The sequence below is a fragment of the Coprococcus sp. AF99-45 genome, assembly GCF_027663865.1.
Lineage (GTDB): Bacteria > Bacillota > Clostridia > Lachnospirales > Lachnospiraceae > Allocoprococcus > Allocoprococcus comes.
Map to the genome: position 1 here is coordinate 36,006 of NZ_JAQDGZ010000014.1, position 18,946 is coordinate 54,951.

The window sequence follows — 18,946 nt, forward strand, 5'->3', positions numbered from 1 at the left end:
AAAGCGAAGTATTGGCTTGGCAGATTATAGAAAAACCGGAGGCTTGTGTAAAAAGACACATGAGCCTCCGGTTTTTATTATTAGGAATTCTATTTTTGATGCAAAGTGTCCAACAAGTGATACGGATGATTTGCTTAGCTGTCTGAAAAAGCTGACCGCAATTTACTCATCTTTAAATCCTTCACCCACTACATCATTCGATTCCATGATTACAAGGAAGGATTTTGGATCAATCGTTTTGATCAGCTTGCGGATTCCGTACATCTGCTTATTGTTGCAGGCGCACATTATGATGTGCTTATCATCTTTGGAATAACTTCCCATACCATTTAAAATTGTAGAGCCGCGTCCGAGAACCTCATCGATTTTGAAGCAGATTTCAGTGCTGTGTTCGGGATCGGTTACAATCAGGGCAAGCTTTCCTTCATCAATTCCGTACATAACTTTATCCATAACAAGAGAGAGCAGATAGCTGACGATCAGACCGTAGATCAGACTGTCCACGTCACGGGATACAATTACGGTTCCGAGGATCACAATTACTGCATCCAGTGCAAATGCAATATTTCCAAGGGAAAGGTGAGGGTTCAGTGCTTTGATCGACATCATGATAAAGTCAGAGCCGCCGGTTGAAGAATCACGCATATAGATCATTGCATAACCAAGTCCGGAAAGGACACCGCAGCAGATGGCAGAAAGAAGTCTGTCACCCTGATAAACCGGGAATAGCGGTGCGATCACGTCCATGATTATGGAAGTAATAATGATCGTCCGGACTGAATTCAGGAAAAATCTGCGGCCCAGAAGCCGAAAACAACAGATGGCGATCGGGATGTTAAGAATCAGGGCAACAGTACCGATCGGCAGTCCAAACAACTGGTAAAAGATCAGGGCGATTCCGTTTACCCCTACCATCGGAAATTTTGCAGCAGCAGCAAAATTATAGACACCGACAGCAATCAGGATTCCTCCGATAATGTCAGTTGCGATATCTTTTGTAAGTTCCAAAGCTTTGTTCTGATTCATGATAATAACCTCCTTGATGTTGATGGAATGTGATTTATAAAAAGCAAAGGCTTGCCAGAAAGACCAAAAAAAACACCTGCTAATTATATCTGGATATAATCGCAAATGCTCTTCATTTCTTTAGTATACGCGCCATAGGATAAGGATGTCAACGGTTGTTTAGGTTGTATTCGTAAAATAAATTTGTTATGATAATGAACAGAAAAAGTTGCAAATTACAGTGATAAAGTGAGGAACAGATTATGAAAATAGTTTTTTTGGATGTAAAAACAATTGGAGAAGATATTGATCTTTCTGGATTTGACAGGTTAGGTGAAGTCGTAAAATACGATTTTTCTACATCAGAAGAAGTACCGGAAAGAGTTCAGGATGCAGATGTGATTATTTTAAATAAAGTACAGGTCAATGAGCAGACGATTGGAAAAGCAGAGAATTTAAAGCTGGTATGTGTGACGGCAACGGGGATCAACAATCTGGATAAAGAATATCTGGAAAAAAGAGGAGTTGCATGGAGAAATGTAGCTGGCTATTCGACAGAAACGGTGGCACAGCACACTTTTGCAATGCTTCTCTATCTGCTGGAAAAGATACGTTATTACGATGATTATGTAAAAGAAGAGCGTTACATCAATGATACAATATTTACGCATTTTGCAGAGCATTTTACGGAGATCAGTGGCAAAACGTGGGGGATCATAGGTCTGGGAACAATTGGACGGAGAGTTGCGGATATCGCAAAAGCATTTGGAGCACAGATTATTTATTACTCTGCATCAGGGCGTTCGGCGCAGGAAGGTTACGAACAGGTAGATTTGGATACGTTGCTTGCAAAATCTGACATTATATCCATTCATGCACCGTTAAATGAACATACAGAGGGCTTAATGGATAAAGCAGCATTTGCAAAAATGAAAAAAACCTGTATTTTCCTGAATCTTGGACGTGGTCCGATCGTAGTCGAGCAGGATCTGTATGAGGCACTGGAAAATGACGAGATAGCTGCAGCCGGACTTGACGTGCTTTGTCAGGAGCCGATGAGTGAGACGAATCCGCTACGAAAAATAAAAGACAGCAAAAAACTGCTGATTACACCACATGTAGCATGGGCGAGCGTGGAAGCAAGGACAAAGTTGATGGGAATTATACTGGGACAGATAAAAGAATATTTTCAAATTTAAGAAACCGGAGTTGTCGCATAGATTTTAGTGATATGCGGCAACTCCGGTTTTGCTTAAAATATTTGTTTACTTGTTAAATCGGATTAAAGACGAAATACAACCCTTTACATCTCCGCGTATAATTTCACAAGCTCAACTGCGATATCCACAGCCTTGTCCATTCCTTCTGCCGTGATGTGTTCATATGGTCCATGGAATGCATGTCCCCCTGTTCCAAGGTTCGGGCAAGGAAGTCCCATAAAGCTGAGCTGGCATCCGTCTGTGCCGCCACGGATCGGAAGCACAAGCGGTGCAACACCCGCATTTTCACAGGCTTTCTTTGCATTCTCAATCAGATGCATGCATCCGGCAATAATCTCAGCCATATTCTGGTACTGGTCAGTAATCATAAGCTTCACAGTGCCTTCTCCCCATTTTTCATTGAGGTTCTTCTCAATATGGCGAAGAGTTTCTTTTCTGGCTTCAAACAGATTCTTGTCATGATCTCTTACAATATAATGAAGCTCTGCTTTTGCCACATCTCCACTCATACCGGTCAGATGGTAGAATCCTTCATAATCCTCCGTTTCACGCGGGATTTCAAGTCCTGGAAGCATGTTATTGATTTCAGCGGCAACCAGGCACGCATTGATCATCGTATCCTTGCTGGAACCCGGATGCACAGCAAAGCCGGTAATTTCAAAATCTGCCTTGCATGCATTGAAGTTTTCATACTGAATTTCGCCTTCGGTATCGCCATCCAGAGTGTAGGCAAACTGTGCAGCAAATTTTTCTACGTTAAAATGATCAGTTCCACCACCGACTTCTTCATCTGGTGTAAAAGCAATTGAGATCGGTCCATGAGGAATATTTTCTTTGATCAGTGCTTCAGCCATGGTCATGATCTCGGCAACTCCGGCTTTATCATCGGCACCAAGAACAGTTGTACCGTCTGTTGTGATCAGGGTGCGTCCGGCAAGAAATGGAAGATGCGGGAAATCTTTTACGGTAAGGGTACGTCCGCTTGTGCCAAGCGGCAGATCACCGCCATCGTAGTTCTTGTGTACGACCGGGATGATGTCATGGTCACAGTAATCGGAAACGGTATCCATGTGTGCGATAAATCCGATAGATGGTTTATTCTCATATCCCGGTGTGGCAGGAATCTTTCCATATACATAGCAGAATTCATCCAGACTTACGTCAGAAATCCCGAGGGCAGTCATCTCATCTGCCAGAATACGTGCCAGGTCGAACTGACACTGGGAAGAAGGAGAAGTCGTACTGTGTTCATCACTTGGAGTACGGACTACTACATAATTTAAAAGTCGTTCATATGCTCTCATAATCAAACCTCTTTTCATTAACATTTCTCATCCGAGTATAGCATTTTGCAGGTGAATATGCAATTGTGGCAGCAGGTTCTTTTTTTGCTGTGGCATTGCATAAAGGAACTTCTTTTCCGGTTGGAAAGGTAGATTTTATGGATCTTTATCCATTGACATTTCAGGAATTTTTGTGCGCATTAGGAGAGGAACGCTTCGTAAATATTCTTCAGGGAACGGATACCGATATGGTGACAACATTCAAATCTAAATATATAGACCGATTACGCGAATATTATTATGTAGGTGGCATGCCGGAAGTAGTACAGACGTATGTAGAAACGAAGGATTTTAATCAGGTCAGAGAGATACAGAAGAATCTGTTGAATTATTATCAACAGGATTTTTCAAAACACGCCGAGACTTCATTGGTTCCAAGACTGAATCTTGTATGGAATTCGATTCCGATGCAGCTGGCGAAGAAAAATAAAAAATATATCTATGGACAGGTGAGAAAAGGATCAAGGGCAAAAGATTTTGAGCTGGCAATACAATGGCTTTTAGACTGTGGACTGATTCATAAGGTGCAAAGAGCAGGGAAGAACTTCGATTATTCCGTTGGAAGTGAAAGCGGAGGAAAATTTGCGGGCAAAAAGCCTGAAAGCGTTCTGGGAAAAACATAAGCCTAAATATGCCGTAAGAACGTCAATGTCAGATTACCGGGAACAGGAATGGATGACAAATATTCCTTTGTATAATATCGACAGGATCAAAGAATATCTGGAACAATAAAAAGCTGAAAATATGAAAAATTATGGAAATCTATAAGGGCTGAAAATAAAAATTGCACAAAACAAAGAAAAAAGTTTGAAAAACAGCAAAAATATTGATCAAAAAAGATGTGATTTTGGTTAATCTTGATAATCCATGAGTGCTATAATACAGCTGTAACAAGGAAATAGGTACTTTACCAGAAGTCAGTGATTGGAGGAAAAGATAAATGAATACTTTAAAAGCTGAAAAAAGAAACATGCAGACAAAAGCCAAAAAACTCAGAAGAGAAGGTTATGTAACCGGCAATGTATTCGGACGTGAGATTGAAGGCTCCATTCCGGTACAGATGACACAGAAAGAAGCGGAAAAGTTCCTGAAAGCTAATGGCAAAGGAAGCCAGATCATGTTGGATTTGGACGGAGAGCAGATGGATGTGCTGGTAAAAGAAGTCGATTATGATTCTATGGGTTCAAAAGTACTTGAAATAGATTTTCAGGCACTGGTAAGTGGAGAAATGGTACATTCTGTAGCAGAAGTTGTGATCCACAATCAGTCAAAGGTTGTCACAGGTGTTGTGGAGGAACTGCTTGATGAAATTGAATACAAAGCACTTCCATCTGCACTTGTTGAAAAAGTAATTGTTGATGTTGGAGATTTGAAGGTTGGAGAAACCATTAAAGTCAAAGACCTTGACATCGCAAAGGATAAAGATGTCAAACTGATCACAGATCCGGAAGCAGATGTAGCAGGTGTGGCTGCCGTTCATAATGATGTTCCGGAAACAGATGAGGAAGAAGCAGCAGTTGAATAAAAAGATTTTGTAAAAAAGGCGGACGCTTTGCAGAAAGAACTGCAAAGTGCCCGTTTTTTGCTTCATAGAAAATCCCGAAGGAACTTCCTATGAAACAAAAGGCACTGCGTGCCGGAGATGCACATTCTTTCTATTTAATGAAATTCCTAATCCCATTTTTCAGCAGGAAATCATAACGGAATATTTACATAAAATCAGGAATCTTTATACAATCTTTATACTAAAAATACTATCATTGATTTACAAAACAGGAGAGGAAAAACAGTGAGAGGAAGGAAAGGTTATGTTCGAGATTGAGAGTATTATTTTATTTACAGGGATCCTGAGCTTTCTGCTGATCGCCGGATTGCATCTGATGCGTGAACTCGACATTTTTCTGAAGAAGGATAAAAAAGAGAGAGAGGAAGAAAGATATAGAGGAGAAAGGAAACGAAACAAATGACAGTAATATATAAAAAGATGACACAGACACAGATGATTGTTGTCGGGTATTTGTTGTTGATCCTTTTGGGAAGTATTCTCTTAATGCTTCCGGTTTCATCAAGGGATGGAAATATGACATCTTTTGCAGATGCATTATTTACCTCGACATCCGCATCCTGTGTGACTGGGCTGGTTGTACAGGATACATATCTGCACTGGTCTTTTTTTGGACAGCTTATCATTTTGATCCTGATCCAGATCGGCGGTATGGGATTTATGACAATTGGTGTCTGTGTGGCGATTCTGTTAAGAAGAAAGATAGGGCTTAAAGTCCGTGGAATTTTGCAGGAGAGTATCAATAGTATTCAAATTGGTGGAATTGTAAAGCTTACGAAGAAGATTATAAAAGGAACACTTTTTTTTGAAAGCATTGGAGCTGTATTGCTGATGATCCGGTTTATTCCGGAATTCGGAATAGGAAGAGGAATCTGGTACGGGATCTTTCATTCTATATCAGCCTTTTGCAACGCCGGGTTTGACCTTATGGGAGAAAATGGTGCCTATCAGTCACTGATCAGATATTCGGATGACTGGCTGGTAAATACAGTGATCATGCTGCTGATTATAATCGGTGGAATCGGTTTTTTAGTGTGGGATGATCTGTCTGTGAAAAAATTTCAATGGAAAAAATATCATCTGCATACAAAGATTGTATTATCAACAACAGGTTTTCTGATTATAGGAGGAGCAGTTTTATTCCTGATACTGGAAAAAAATAATGTACTGGCAGGGATGCCTGTGAAAGAACAGATACTCTGTTCTTTATTTCACTCGGTGACAGCCAGAACGGCAGGATTTAATACAACCGATACAGGAGCGTTGACGGAAGGCAGTAAACTTGTTACTATGATTCTGATGTTCATAGGAGGAAGCCCGGGATCTACAGCAGGTGGAATTAAGACGACAACCGTAGTGGTTCTTATTGTATTTGTGCGTGCAAATCTGATGGAAGCAGCCGGTTGTAATGTATTTAACAGAAGACTGGATGAAACTGCGATCAGAAAGGCCAGTGTTGTAATGTGTACGAATTTGTTCCTTATACTAACAGGAACGATCTTCATGGAAATTATGCAGCCGTTTTCTTTGGCGGATGTGATGTTTGAAGTCTTTTCTGCAATGGGAACAGTGGGAATGTCTGCGGGAATCACAAGAGATGTATGCATGGCATCAAGAATGATGCTGGTATTTCTGATGTTTTGCGGAAGAATAGGAAGTCTGACATTTGCGCTTTCATTGAAAGGGCACAGACATGAAGCACCGATCCGGAAACCGGTAGAAGAAATTACGATAGGATAGAATAAGGAGTAGAAAAATGAAATCAGTATTGATTATTGGACTTGGAAGATTTGGCCATCATCTGTGTATGGATATGGCAAATCGGGGAAATGAGGTAATGGTCATCGATAAAGATGAAAAAAAGACACCGGATTTGTTGGAATACGCAACAGCAGTACGGGTAGGGGACTGTACAAATGAAGAAGTATTAAGAAGTCTTGGAGTAGGAAATTTCGATCTTTGCTTTGTGTGCATCGGATCAAATTTCCAGAGCAGTCTGGAGATAACAAGCCTGGTAAAAGAGCTTGGAGCCAAACATGTTGTCAGTAAGGCAAACAGGGATATCCATGCAAAATTCTTATTGAGAAATGGAGCGGATGAAGTTTTTTATCCGGATCGGGATATTGCAGAGCGACTGGCTGTAAAATACAGTGCAAATCATGTTTTTGACTATTTTGAACTCAGTAAGGATTATTCGATTTTTGAAATCCAGCCGAAGGCTGCATGGATCGGGCGGACGATAGAAGAAGCGGATATAAGGGCAAACTATCATATAACTGTATTTGGAATAAAGAAAAATACAGAGCTGGTGGTCCTTCCGAGAGCGGATTATGTGATGCATGAGAAGGATCATCTGCTTGTAGTAGGTCTTACAAAGGATATTGACCGTCTGCTTGCAAGTATAAAATGATGAATGATGGGGGAAAGAAAATGACAAAAAAGAGAGTAAAATATATGGTGCAGTCGATTGCGATCATGGCGGTTGCAACATTTTTGTCTTTTTTTCTCCAGAGTTATGGAATTCGAAAAGAAAATATTCTGATGATCTATATTGTGGGTGTACTGGTCATAACAGTTACAACTACCGGTTATCTGTATGGAATGATGGCTTCTGTATGCAGTGTGTTGCTGTTTAATTATTTTTTTACAGTGCCGGTGCATACATTTGCGATGACGGATCAGAATGATGTGGTACGTCTGGTATTTTTCCTTATCACAGGATTCATTTCTGCAAGTATTATGGTACGATTTCATAATCAGGTGCGTATTGCAGAGGAAACAAGGGCACAGATGGAAAGAGAAAAGCTGAAAAGCAATATGCTGAGAAGTATATCCCATGATTTCAGGACACCTTTGACCGGAATTATGGGAGCTGCAGGACTCTTAAAAGAGGCGGATGAGTTGGATGCCAGAGTCAGAAAGGAACTGGCAGGAGAGATACAGGAGCAGTCTGTATGGCTGATGCGCCTGATGGAAAATATTTTGAATATGACAAAGCTGGAAAGTGAAGAATTTGAGATCCGGAAAAACCAGGAAGTAGTGGATGATCTGATCTATGAAGCCGTATCACATATCATAGGACTCCGGGAAAAGAGGAGGTTTGAAATTAAACTTCCGTCGGAGCTGATTGTTGTAAATGTAGATGGAAAACTGATGGTCCAGGTGCTGGTCAATCTTCTGGATAATGCGATGAAGCATACAGGGGAAAATGGATGGATCTGTATAGAAGCCAGATATGATGCAGGGAAAGTGTGGATCAGTGTAGAAGATGACGGAGACGGGATTCAGGAAGATCTGAAAGAAAATATTTTTGACGAATTTGTTACAAGGTCAGACGAAAAAGGGGACAGACAAAGAGGAATCGGACTGGGATTGGCTATATGTAAAGCGGTAGTAAATGCACATGGTGGAAATATTTGTGCAGAGAACAGAAAAGAAGGCGGAGCAAGGTTCATGTTCTGGTTGGAGGCAAGGCAGGTAAGTACAGATGGCAGATAAGCATAAAATTTTAATTGTGGAAGACGATAAATATATTATTAACTTTATCTCGATGAGTCTTAAGAAAGAAGACTATGATTATGTGATTGCGAAGACATGTGGAGAAGCAAATGCACTGTTCTATGCAAACAGACCAGATATGATCATTCTGGATCTTGGACTTCCGGATGGTGACGGGATTGAGATTATAAAAAATGTAAGAGAAATCTCGAAGATACCGATCATTGTGGTCAGTGCAAGACAGGAAGAGGAAGAAAAAATACAGGCACTGGATCTGGGGGCAGATGATTATGTGACAAAACCGTTTTATATGGGCGAACTGCTTGCCAGAATCCGTGTGGCGCTCAGAAAGAGTAACCAGCTCCCGGAAGAAAAGAAAGAAAAAATCTTTCAGTGTGATTATCTGAAGGTGGACTGGGAAAAACATCAGGTATCGATAGATGGGAAAGAAGTTCATCTGACTCCGATGGAATATAAAATTTTGAAACTATTGATCGACAACAGGGGAAAGGTACTGACACATAATTATATTCTCAGCCAGATCTGGGGCAGTGCACAGGGAGTAGAAGCAGCCAACCTGAGGGTATTTATGGCAGCACTGCGAAGGAAGATAGAAAAGGATCCCGGAAATTGCAGATTTATTCTGACAGAAATCGGAGTAGGGTACCGGTTTAGAGAGGCTACGGAATAAAACAATTTGCAGACGATGAAATTAGTTAGAAAAAACGAATGTTATTCTTGAATGACTACCTACAGGACTGATATGATAATGATATAAATTATCAATAAATGGTTTTGCCAAAGGAGACAGATAGAGGAATGACATTAAAAGAATTACAAGTCGGAAAGACAGCTACGATTCTTTCCGTAGGAGGAAATGGTGCACTCAGGCAGCATTTTCTGGATATGGGATTGATCCAGGGAACAGAAGTAACGATTGTAAAGTATGCGCCGATGGGGGATCCGGTTGAGATCAGAATCCATGGTTATGAACTTACGATCCGTCTGGAGGATGCCGGACAGATTGAAATTACGCCGGCCCATGAGCCGCATTATAAGAAGAAGGAAGGCAGACAACCGTTAGGAGATGCACAGCATCCGGGGTATGGAGAAGCAGGCATTTTTCATGAGAAGAAAACAGAGCATCCGTTACCGGAGAATACGACACTTACGTTTGCATTGGTTGGAAATCAGAATTGTGGAAAAACAACGCTGTTCAACCAGCTGACCGGATCGAATCAGCATGTGGGAAATTTCCCAGGTGTTACGGTTGACAGAAAAGACGGTGTGATCAAGGAACATCCCAATACCCGTATTACCGATCTTCCGGGAATTTATTCTATGTCTCCGTATAGCAGTGAGGAAATTGTTACAAGAGAATTTCTGCTTCAGGATAAACCGAAAGGAATCATCAATATTGTAGATGCAACCAATATTGAACGGAATATGTATCTGACGATGCAGCTTATGGAACTTGAGATCCCAATGGTTGTTGCGCTGAATATGATGGATGAGATGCGTGTGAACGGTGGCTCTGTGCGTGTGAATGAGCTGGAAGCATTTCTCGGAGTACCGGTTGTACCAATCTCGGCAGCAAAGGGAGAAGGAATTGCGGAACTGGTAGAACATGCACTGCATGTCGCAAAATATCAGGAAGCACCGGAGGAAGTGGATTTTTGCTCTGCTGAAGGTCAGGAAAGTGCGGTTCACAGATGCATTCATGCGATCATGCATCTGATTGAAGATCATGCAAAGGAAGCAGGGATCCCGGTCAGATTTGCAGCAAGCAAACTGGCAGAGAATGATGAGCTTGTCCTGGAAAAATTAAAGCTGAGCCAGAATGAAAAGGAACTTCTGGAACATATCAATCTGCAGATGGAAGAAGAATGCAAGGTAGACCGTTCATCGGCAGTAGCGGGAATGCGTTTTAACTATATCCAGCGTGCCTGTGAAGATACGGTCTTAAAGCCACATGAGAGCAGGGAGCGGGTGCGAAGCAGGAAGATTGATCAGGTTCTGACAGGAAAATATACCGGGATTCCGGCATTTATTGCAATTATGGGACTGGTATTCTGGCTTACATTTAATGTGATCGGAGCATTTTTGCAGGATCTTCTGCAACAGGGAATTGACCAGGTGATTGTAGCCTGCAGTCAGGCGCTGGATGCGGCAGGAGTCAATGGCGTATTAAAGTCACTGATTGTAGATGGAATCTTTCAGGGGGTTGGAAGCGTGCTGAGTTTCCTGCCGATTATTGTTACACTGTTCTTTTTCCTTTCGATGCTGGAGGACAGTGGATATATGGCAAGGGTTGCGTTTATTATGGATAAACTTTTGCGAAAGATTGGTCTTTCCGGAAGAAGTATTGTACCGATGCTGATCGGATTTGGATGTACAGTACCGGGAGTTATGGCGAGCCGGACACTTTCTTCAGAGCGTGATCGTAAAATGACGATTATGCTGACTCCGTTTATGAGTTGTTCAGCAAAACTTCCGATCTATGCATTCTTTACAGCGGCGTTTTTCCCGGGGAAGGGTGCAATTGTAATGATTGGTCTCTATTTCTTTGGAATCCTGATGGGAATCCTTACTGCACTTGCAATGAAAGGGACGATGTTCAAAGGAGAACCTGTTCCGTTTGTTATGGAGCTTCCGAATTATCGTATGCCGGGAGCAAAAAATGTTGGTCAGCTTCTCTGGGAAAAAGCAAAGGACTTCCTGCAGAGAGCATTTACCGTTATTTTTGGTGCAACGATCGTGATCTGGTTCCTGCAGAGCTTTGATCTGCATCTGAATATGGTGACAGATTCACAGGCAAGTATCCTTGCAACGGTAGCAGGTATGATCGCACCTGTATTCATTCCACTTGGATTCGGTGATTGGAGAATATCAACGGCACTGATTTCCGGATTTATGGCAAAAGAGAGTGTTGTCTCCACTCTTTCGATTTTGTTTGGGTCAACAGCAGCACTGACAGCGGTGATAAATACAGCCGGTGCAGCAGCACTTTTAATTTTCTGTCTTTTGTATACACCGTGTGTGGCAGCGATTGCTTCTATTAAAAGAGAACTTGGTGGTAAATGGGCGATCGGTGTTGTGATCTTTCAGTGTGTGATTGCATGGGTTGCTGCATTTATTGTGCATGGAATTGTATGTTTGTTTTAAAACAAAAACTTCTGGAAACAGGAAAACTGCTTCCAGAAGTTTTTTATTGCAGATATTTTTTCAAGGCATCCAGATAAGTTGTCCCTAATCTGCTTAACATCCTTTTTTTATGTGTAATATACCCAATCCGCATATCACTTTCGTCAGCAAGAGGAACGGCAATGATATCTTTTCCATTCAACTTTTTGTCAATTACACCACTGCATACTGTGTAGCCATTTAGCCCGATCAGAAGATTAAATAAGGTGGCACGATCCCGTACACGGATATTTTTTTTGCGTTCAGATACAGAAAAGATTTCTTCTGAAAAATAAAAGGAATTGTGTTCACCCTGTTCAAAGGAAAGATATGGATAATCGTCCAGTTCTTCATTGGTGATTATTTTGTGATCGGCGAGAGGGTGACGTCTGCTGATAAATACATGTGGTTTTGCAACAAACAGCTGATGAAAAATAAGCCCGTTGGATTTTAAAATTTTTTCCAGAACCGTTTCATTAAAATTATTTAAGAAAAGAATTCCAATCTCGCTGCGCATTTTTGCTACATCTTCGATGATTTCGTATGTCTGGGTTTCGCGGAGACTGAAATCATATTCATCCTGTCCGTAGGTTTTGATCAGATCGACAAAGGCATTGACAGCGAAAGAATAGTGTTGCGTGGATACACAGAATTTCTTTTTCCCGCCGGAAGTTCCTTTGTATTTATCTTCGAGAATAGCGGCCTGTTCCAGCACCTGTCTGGCGTATCCTAAGAAATCTTCGCCTTCTTTTGAAAGGATGATCCCTTTATTAGTCCGGAGAAAAATGGTAATCTTCATTTCTTTTTCCAGTTCACGGATTGCGTTTGTCAGGCTTGGCTGGGAAATATAAAGACGATTTGCGGCTTCGGTAATTGTTCCTGTTTCAGCAACAGTTACGACGTATTTTAATTGTTGAAGAGTCATATTTTTCACTTTCTATAAAGAATATTGTTTTTGGGTTTGGAATATCAGAAAAGTATCTGGAAAATGTATCTTAGCGGAAAATACTTCTGGCCAGATATCCTGGTAATATTGTAGCATGGAAGCAGGGAGCGTGAAACATTTTTTTGATATTGTTATAGTTTTAAACTATGGCAAACTGCATTTTTTTTGTATTTTTCAGATGCAGAATACTCTGCTATACTTTCAAACATAAAAGACAGACAGTACGAAAGAGAAAAGGAGAGCTATATTATGAGTAAAAATACACCATTTCGTTATGATTATGTAGGAAGTTTTTTAAGACCGGAAACACTGAAAAGAGCAAGAAGAGATTTTGAAGAAGGAAAGATTTCAAAAGAAGAACTGAAAAAAGTAGAGGATGCTGTAATTTTAGACCTGGTAGAGAAGCAGAAAAAAGCCGGATATCATGTGATCACAGACGGCGAGTTCAGAAGAGCAACCTGGCATCTGGATTTTATGTGGGGATTTAATGGAGTGGGACATGAGCCGACCAAGACCGGGTTACCATTTCACGGAGAAGCTGCAATGCTCGATGATACGTATCTTACCGGAAAGATTTCCGTAGATCAGCATCCGTTTGTAGAGCATTTCAAATTTGTAAAGGCACTGGAAGATGAAAATACAGTAGCAAAGCAGACAATCCCGGCACCGGCACAGTTCCTGGAACAGTTTATTATGCCAATGTCCCTTCCAAATACCAATCAGTATTATCCGGATGTGGAAGAACTGGCAGAGGATATCGCAAATGGATATAAGAAAGTTATTCGTGACCTGTATGATGCGGGCTGTAGAAACATTCAGTTGGATGACTGTTCATGGGGAATGTGTGTAGATCCACATGCTGCAGCAATTTTCGGAACCGATGAAGCCGGACTTCAGAAAATCATGGAACAGCTTCTTGCTATCAATAACCGTGCAATTGAGGGAGCGCCGGAGGATCTGGTGATCAACACTCATGTATGCCGTGGAAATTTCCATTCTACTTATGCAAGCAGTGGTGCATATGACCGTGTGGCAGAAGTTTTATTCGCCCGTGAAAATGTAAGTGCATATTATCTGGAATTTGATGATGCACGTTCTGGTGGATTTGAGCCGTTGAAGAGTGTAAGTGGTGATAAAAAAGTGGTTCTCGGTCTGATCACAACCAAGTCACCAAAGCTGGAAGATAAAGAAGACGTAATTAAGAGAATCCATGAAGCAGCGAAATATGTCCCGCTCGACAGACTGTATTTGAGTCCACAGTGTGGATTTGCTTCCTGTGAAATCGGAAATAAACTGACAGAAGAAGAACAGTGGAAGAAGCTTGCACTGGTAAAAGAAATCGCGGAAGAAGTATGGGGCGAAGAAAAATAAGCCAGATATAAAAATTTAATAAATAAGATACATACAGCTCCTTTCAAATCGTGCTACAATAGAAGCAGATTTGAAAGGAGCTGAAAATTTATGAATGAAGTAATCAAAAATATGGAAGAACGCAGAAGTGTCCGTGGATACAAACCGGATATGATCAGAAAAGAGGATCTGGATACGATCATTGAGGCCGGAACTTATGCGGCAACGGGAATGGGAATGCAGTCACCGATCATCGTGGCAGTGACGGATAAAGCAACAAGAGATCAGCTTTCAGCAATGAATGCAAAAATTATGGGAACCGATACAGATCCGTTTTATGGTGCACCGGTAGTTCTTATTGTACTTGCAGATAAGGCAAGACCGACATATCTTTATGATGGAAGTCTTGTGATGGGAAATCTGATGAATGCAGCGCATTCGCTTGGAATCGGAAGCTGCTGGATCCACCGGGCAAAAGAAGAATTTGAATCCGAGGAAGGAAAGGCTCTTCTGAAAAAATGGGGAATCGAAGGAGACTATGAAGGAATCGGTCATTGCGTACTTGGATATGCGGCAGCAGAACTTCCTGCAGCAAAACCAAGAAAAGAAAATTATGTCTATTATGTAGAAGCATAGGAGTGTGACATATGGATTACGAAGGACAGATTTGCCGGGCCCCGATGGAAAGAAGCTCTTTCATGCTTCCGGTTATGGTTGGATGCTCATATAATCAGTGTAAATTCTGTAATTTATTCCGGCATCTGAAGTATCGGGAACTTCCGATGGAACAGATTGAAGCGGAACTAAAGAGAGTGCGGGAACTGCATGGGAAGCCGAAGAAGATCTTTCTGGGGGATGGTAATGCATTTGGTCTGAAGACAGAAAAATTGTATGAGATTCTGGATCTGATCGCATATTACTTCCCGGAATGTGAAGGGATTAATATGGATGCGACTGTTACGAGTATTTTACATAAAAGCCAGGAAGAGCTGGAAATGCTTGCTAGAAAAAAGGTAAAGCATCTGTATCTTGGAATCGAGAGCGGACTGGATGATGTGCTGAAATTTATGAAAAAAGATCATGATCTGGCACAGGCATATCAGGCAATCGACAGGCTTCATGAAGCAGGACTGATTTATGATGCACATATTATGACCGGAGTCGCAGGAAAAGGAAGAGGAATGGAAAATGCAGAAGCACTGGCGCAGTTCCTGAATAGGACCAATCCGGCGCATGTAGTGAATTTTTCCATGTTTCTGCATAAAGAAGTTCCGTTGTATCAAGATATACGGCAAGGTACTTTTGTTCCGGCAGATGAGCTGGAAACAATTCGGGAAGAATATCATCTGATCGAGAGGATCGCACCGGAAAAAGCAGGAGCAAATATTTTATATGATGGTTTTCATGACTTTATCCATGTGAGAGTCAGAGGACATCTTCCGGGGGATAAAGAAAAAATGCTTGCCAAATTAAATGGTATCATTCAGGAATATGAAGGTAAAGAACCGGTTTATTCCTTTGTACAGGGGGAATGCCCGGATCTGGAATACTGTGATGATGGTAAGGCAGTATGGGATATGGACCGGAAGACTTCATAGAATCCGCTGTACTATGAATCAGCAGAAATTGAGCGCGTCAGCAGGCGCGCTCTTGAACTTTGGAACAGAAAATATGTCATAAAAAATCCACTGTATCTGATCTTTCAGCTACAGTGGATTTTAATTTGATCCATCCATTGGATTATCCTCCTTATTCACTTCTTATCTATCTGAAACTATTATCTCAAATAGTTTTTTCTATGTAAATTTCAATAATTATTATGCCATTGGTCTGCACCTCTTGATTTCATTGATTTGATATTGTATAAATTATCTTGCCATTGGTCTGTACCTCTTGCTTTCATCAGATTTATTCTGGTTTTAAATTATGTTCCTTTTGGTCCGTACCTCTTACTTTCATTAGATTTGTCCGAGTTTTAAATTAAGTGTCCTTTGGTCCATACCTCTTACTTTCTTAGACTTTGGAGTTAAGATTAAGTTTCTGGTGGTCCGTCCTCCTTTTGTTTTGTTGATATTATAATATCGCATAAAATGCAAAATGTCAATAAAAATTCTGAAAAAAATAAAATTATCTTAAATATATGCAATAAATATGAGATATAGATAAAAAATAGAGAAATGTATAGATTAAACGAATAAATAGACAAACAATAATGCTCTTGGGAGAGCATTTAAGCTTGAAATGCGTGTGAGCAGATGATAAAGTGAATGTATTATAACTGAAAAGACGAAAGAAAGGATTGGTAGAACAAATGGAAATAAAAAACTGGATATATGAAGAATTCCCTGAATATACAGAAAAAGTAGAAGGTGCAGTCCGGATTTCGGCTACAGGAAATGAAATGGGCGTTTATTACAGACCGGATATTGAGTATGCAAAGATAGATGGAGTACCATTACATCTGCAGGTTCTGGAACCGTTTAGCAGAAATGAGCCAGAAAAATTCTATCCTTGCCTGGTGTTTGTACAGGGATCTGCATGGATGAAGCAGGATGTATATAAAAGCTGCCCGATGTATGCACGCCTGGCAGCAAAAGGATATGTGGTTGCAGTCTGTGAATACCGTCATTCAGGGATTGCTGCATTTCCGGCGCAGATCCAGGATGCGAGGAATGCAATCCGGTTTATGAAGAGGAATGGGCAGAGCTGGCATGCAGATGTGAAGAATATTTTCATCGGTGGATGTTCGTCGGGAGGTCATACTGCAGTATTTGCCGGAATGTTAAAAGAGAATGATCCGATGAATGCAAGTATTTATCCGGACACAGATGCTTCTGTGAAAGGAATCCTTGATTATTATGGTTCTGTAAATCTATTAGAAGATGATTATTATCCAAGTACAATAAATCACCATCTGCCGGACAGTCCGGAAGGAAGGGTGATGGGTGGTGCTGATATGCGGAAAGATGTTAAGCTCAGAGAGAAGGGAACGGCAGAGTGCTATATTACGCCGGATACTGATCTGCCACCGGTGATGATTGTGCATGGAACAAAGGACCGGACGGTAAGTACCGTGCAGAGCGTAAGCCTTTATCATAAATTGAAAGCATGCGGAAAAGATGCAGAGCTTTATCTGATTGAGGGCGCAGATCACGGTGGAGCGGAGTTCTGGACGGATGAGATGTGTGAAATTGCAGATTGTTTTATGAAAACATGCATGAATAAAGAAACGTAGTTTAAAAAGTTTAGATTATATAAACAGAGATTTTACCTTCCCCTGTTATGATATAAGATAACAGGAGGGAGGTTTTGTTATGTCACTGATCGTCTTTGGTGTTGCTTTTGGGTGTATTGAGACCGGCAGCGGCAGAATTTACATTTTATCTGGCAATTCTGTTTGGGATCATTGGTGTTATATAAGTTGTTTATGGATAAAATCCCAATTGTAAGTTCATGGTCTGCATGATAAGATGATACCATGAACTTACAAAGGAGAAGACTATGAATCACTATACTGGATATGAATTACTATGGCTCTTTTTCATTTATTCTTTTGGTGGCTGGGTATTGGAAACCATATCGGCAACTTTGAAACAGAAGAAGTTTGCCAATCGTGGTCTGGTTAACGGACCGTTTTGTGTGTTGTATGGTCTGACGGCAATTGCGATGACGATCGGCTTGCAGGAACTTCGTGGAGTCTGGCTGTTCATTTTTGCAGCTGTTTATGCGACTGTGGCAGAATGGGTCAGCGGTCATCTGATTGAAAAAGCGTTTAAGGCGAGATGGTGGGATTATTCAAACATCAAATGGAACTTGGATGGATATATCTGTCTTCCGGTTTCGCTGTTCTGGGGTGTTCTGGGTTATCTGACTGTGAGATGGTGTAATAGGATCACACTGGTTTTATTACATATTCTGCCGAAGCTTTTGATGCATATTGTGCTGCTGACACTGATTGTGGTACTTTTTATTGACATCTTTGGTTCTTTTATGCTCCTTACCGGAAAGAGTAAGAATCCGGAGCGGTGGATTGCAACCGATGCCGGGATGGATAAGCTAAGTGCGAGGATTGCGGGAAAGATTGTAGGAAGTCTGGAAAAGCGTCTGACGAAAGCGTATCCAAAGGCGAAGAAGATTGAAGAAGTAATTCGGGAGACGGATGAAGAAGAGGTATTCGCAAAGGGCTGCGGTTTTTATAAGATCGTGATGCTCTTTATGATTGGCGCTTTTCTGGGAGATATTACGGAGACGATTTTCTGCCGTGTGACGGCTGGTGTATGGATGAGCAGGAGCAGTGTGGTCTGGGGACCATTCAGCATCGTCTGGGGGCTTGCAATCGCACTGGTTACAGCACTTTTATACAGGTATAAGGACAAGGGAGACCGGTTTTTGTTTCTTACAGGGACATTGCTTGGTGGTGCTTACGAGTATCTTTGTAGTGTATTTACGGAACTTGTATTCGGAAAAGTGTTCTGGGATTACAGTAAGATTCCGTTTAATCTGGGAGGGCGTATCAATCTGTTGTACTGCTTTTTCTGGGGAATCGCTGCGGTTGTGTGGTTTAAAATTTTATTTCCACCAGTGGAAAAATGGATTGAAAAAATACCGGCAGTTACAGGAAAGATTCTGACCTGGTGCTTGCTGGTATTTATGGTCTGCAATATTCTGGTGTCCTGTGTGGCGCTGGTGCGATACGATGAAAGAGAAAATGGCGTGCAGGCGACGAATGTAGTTCAGAAGTGGGCAGATGTGCATTATGATGATGCGAAGATGAAGAGGATCTATCCGAATGCGAAGGTAACGAAATAGAAAAATAAATCAAAAACATATTGACAAA

General features: G+C 41.2%; 17 protein-coding genes. 14 read left to right on the plus strand and 3 right to left on the minus strand.

Annotated features, from left to right (window positions below; genetic code table 11):
* Positions 1-162 precede the first annotated feature (162 nt).
* The gene (locus PGR14_RS10735; protein WP_022220861.1) at positions 163-1,026 is read right to left on the minus strand and encodes a YitT family protein; all 864 of its coding nucleotides are present in this window, start codon (positions 1,024-1,026) and stop codon (positions 163-165) included.
* Between the two features lie 242 nt (positions 1,027-1,268).
* On the opposite strand from PGR14_RS10735, the gene PGR14_RS10740 reads away from it, so the two are divergent.
* Positions 1,269-2,204 (plus strand): D-2-hydroxyacid dehydrogenase, encoded by a 936-nt coding sequence (locus PGR14_RS10740; RefSeq protein ID WP_270223372.1) that lies wholly within the window; start codon positions 1,269-1,271, stop codon positions 2,202-2,204.
* Between the two features lie 104 nt (positions 2,205-2,308).
* Here the strand turns inward: PGR14_RS10740 and pepT are convergent, their stop codons facing one another.
* Positions 2,309-3,529 carry a peptidase T gene (gene pepT, locus PGR14_RS10745; RefSeq protein WP_055249132.1) on the minus strand — a complete coding sequence of 407 codons (1,221 nt, stop codon included), beginning with the start codon at positions 3,527-3,529 and terminating at the stop codon, positions 2,309-2,311.
* An 89-nt stretch (positions 3,530-3,618) separates the two neighbouring features.
* Here pepT and PGR14_RS10750 point away from each other — a divergent pair, with 89 nt between their 5' ends.
* From PGR14_RS10750 to feoB, 8 genes are all read left to right on the plus strand, one after another.
* A complete protein-coding gene (locus tag PGR14_RS10750; protein WP_270223373.1) occupies positions 3,619-4,191 on the plus strand; it encodes a hypothetical protein in 573 nt (190 codons plus the stop codon).
* A 317-nt stretch (positions 4,192-4,508) separates the two neighbouring features.
* A complete protein-coding gene (locus tag PGR14_RS10755; RefSeq protein WP_008374273.1) occupies positions 4,509-5,093 on the plus strand; it encodes a 50S ribosomal protein L25 in 585 nt (194 codons plus the stop codon).
* Between the two features lie 283 nt (positions 5,094-5,376).
* Entirely contained in the window at positions 5,377-5,535 is a 159-nt protein-coding gene (locus PGR14_RS10760; RefSeq protein ID WP_008374277.1) for a hypothetical protein, read from the plus strand.
* Positions 5,532-6,872, plus strand: a complete 1,341-nt coding sequence (locus PGR14_RS10765) for a TrkH family potassium uptake protein (protein WP_055158398.1) — start codon at positions 5,532-5,534, stop codon at positions 6,870-6,872. Before PGR14_RS10760 ends, PGR14_RS10765 begins: the two co-directional genes overlap by 4 nt.
* A gap of 16 nt (positions 6,873-6,888) precedes the next feature.
* On the plus strand, positions 6,889-7,542 hold the full coding sequence (locus PGR14_RS10770; protein ID WP_055158396.1) for a potassium channel family protein: 654 nt from the start codon (positions 6,889-6,891) through the stop codon (positions 7,540-7,542).
* Between the two features lie 20 nt (positions 7,543-7,562).
* On the plus strand, positions 7,563-8,630 hold the full coding sequence (locus tag PGR14_RS10775; protein ID WP_242856267.1) for a sensor histidine kinase: 1,068 nt from the start codon (positions 7,563-7,565) through the stop codon (positions 8,628-8,630).
* Complete coding sequence (locus PGR14_RS10780) at positions 8,620-9,321, plus strand: response regulator (RefSeq protein ID WP_055249139.1); 702 nt, start codon at positions 8,620-8,622, stop codon at positions 9,319-9,321. Before PGR14_RS10775 ends, PGR14_RS10780 begins: the two co-directional genes overlap by 11 nt.
* A 128-nt stretch (positions 9,322-9,449) precedes the next feature.
* A complete protein-coding gene (gene feoB, locus PGR14_RS10785; protein WP_055249142.1) occupies positions 9,450-11,795 on the plus strand; it encodes a ferrous iron transport protein B in 2,346 nt (781 codons plus the stop codon).
* Positions 11,796-11,838: 43 nt separating this feature from the next.
* Here the strand turns inward: feoB and PGR14_RS10790 are convergent, their stop codons facing one another.
* Complete coding sequence (locus tag PGR14_RS10790) at positions 11,839-12,738, minus strand: LysR family transcriptional regulator (RefSeq protein WP_008374293.1); 900 nt, start codon at positions 12,736-12,738, stop codon at positions 11,839-11,841.
* A gap of 270 nt (positions 12,739-13,008) precedes the next feature.
* On the opposite strand from PGR14_RS10790, the gene PGR14_RS10795 reads away from it, so the two are divergent.
* The 5 genes from PGR14_RS10795 (at position 13,009) to PGR14_RS10815 (ending at position 18,918) form a co-directional block, all read left to right on the plus strand.
* Complete coding sequence (locus PGR14_RS10795) at positions 13,009-14,130, plus strand: 5-methyltetrahydropteroyltriglutamate--homocysteine S-methyltransferase (RefSeq protein ID WP_055261396.1); 1,122 nt, start codon at positions 13,009-13,011, stop codon at positions 14,128-14,130.
* A gap of 90 nt (positions 14,131-14,220) precedes the next feature.
* Positions 14,221-14,745 carry a nitroreductase gene (locus PGR14_RS10800; protein WP_022220868.1) on the plus strand — a complete coding sequence of 175 codons (525 nt, stop codon included), beginning with the start codon at positions 14,221-14,223 and terminating at the stop codon, positions 14,743-14,745.
* Between the two features lie 11 nt (positions 14,746-14,756).
* Complete coding sequence (locus tag PGR14_RS10805) at positions 14,757-15,707, plus strand: radical SAM protein (RefSeq protein ID WP_055297537.1); 951 nt, start codon at positions 14,757-14,759, stop codon at positions 15,705-15,707.
* Between the two features lie 713 nt (positions 15,708-16,420).
* Positions 16,421-17,344: an alpha/beta hydrolase gene (locus PGR14_RS10810; protein ID WP_055261392.1), complete on the plus strand. Its 924-nt coding sequence runs from the start codon at positions 16,421-16,423 to the stop codon at positions 17,342-17,344.
* Positions 17,345-17,610: 266 nt separating this feature from the next.
* Entirely contained in the window at positions 17,611-18,918 is a 1,308-nt protein-coding gene (locus PGR14_RS10815) for a putative ABC transporter permease (RefSeq protein WP_055249209.1), read from the plus strand.
* Positions 18,919-18,946: the final 28 nt, after the last annotated feature.

Coding starts and splice junctions, on each gene's coding strand:
- PGR14_RS10800 (WP_022220868.1), top strand. CDS start 14,221: ATGAATGAAGTAATCAAAAATATGGAAGAACGCAGAAGTGTCCGTGGA.
- pepT (WP_055249132.1), bottom strand. CDS start 3,529: ATGAGAGCATATGAACGACTTTTAAATTATGTAGTAGTCCGTACTCCA.
- PGR14_RS10805 (WP_055297537.1), top strand. CDS start 14,757: ATGGATTACGAAGGACAGATTTGCCGGGCCCCGATGGAAAGAAGCTCT.
- PGR14_RS10815 (WP_055249209.1), top strand. CDS start 17,611: ATGAATCACTATACTGGATATGAATTACTATGGCTCTTTTTCATTTAT.
- PGR14_RS10775 (WP_242856267.1), top strand. CDS start 7,563: ATGACAAAAAAGAGAGTAAAATATATGGTGCAGTCGATTGCGATCATG.
- PGR14_RS10765 (WP_055158398.1), top strand. CDS start 5,532: ATGACAGTAATATATAAAAAGATGACACAGACACAGATGATTGTTGTC.
- PGR14_RS10755 (WP_008374273.1), top strand. CDS start 4,509: ATGAATACTTTAAAAGCTGAAAAAAGAAACATGCAGACAAAAGCCAAA.
- PGR14_RS10810 (WP_055261392.1), top strand. CDS start 16,421: ATGGAAATAAAAAACTGGATATATGAAGAATTCCCTGAATATACAGAA.
- PGR14_RS10760 (WP_008374277.1), top strand. CDS start 5,377: ATGTTCGAGATTGAGAGTATTATTTTATTTACAGGGATCCTGAGCTTT.
- PGR14_RS10790 (WP_008374293.1), bottom strand. CDS start 12,738: ATGACTCTTCAACAATTAAAATACGTCGTAACTGTTGCTGAAACAGGA.
- PGR14_RS10780 (WP_055249139.1), top strand. CDS start 8,620: ATGGCAGATAAGCATAAAATTTTAATTGTGGAAGACGATAAATATATT.
- PGR14_RS10770 (WP_055158396.1), top strand. CDS start 6,889: ATGAAATCAGTATTGATTATTGGACTTGGAAGATTTGGCCATCATCTG.
- PGR14_RS10740 (WP_270223372.1), top strand. CDS start 1,269: ATGAAAATAGTTTTTTTGGATGTAAAAACAATTGGAGAAGATATTGAT.
- PGR14_RS10795 (WP_055261396.1), top strand. CDS start 13,009: ATGAGTAAAAATACACCATTTCGTTATGATTATGTAGGAAGTTTTTTA.
- feoB (WP_055249142.1), top strand. CDS start 9,450: ATGACATTAAAAGAATTACAAGTCGGAAAGACAGCTACGATTCTTTCC.
- PGR14_RS10735 (WP_022220861.1), bottom strand. CDS start 1,026: ATGAATCAGAACAAAGCTTTGGAACTTACAAAAGATATCGCAACTGAC.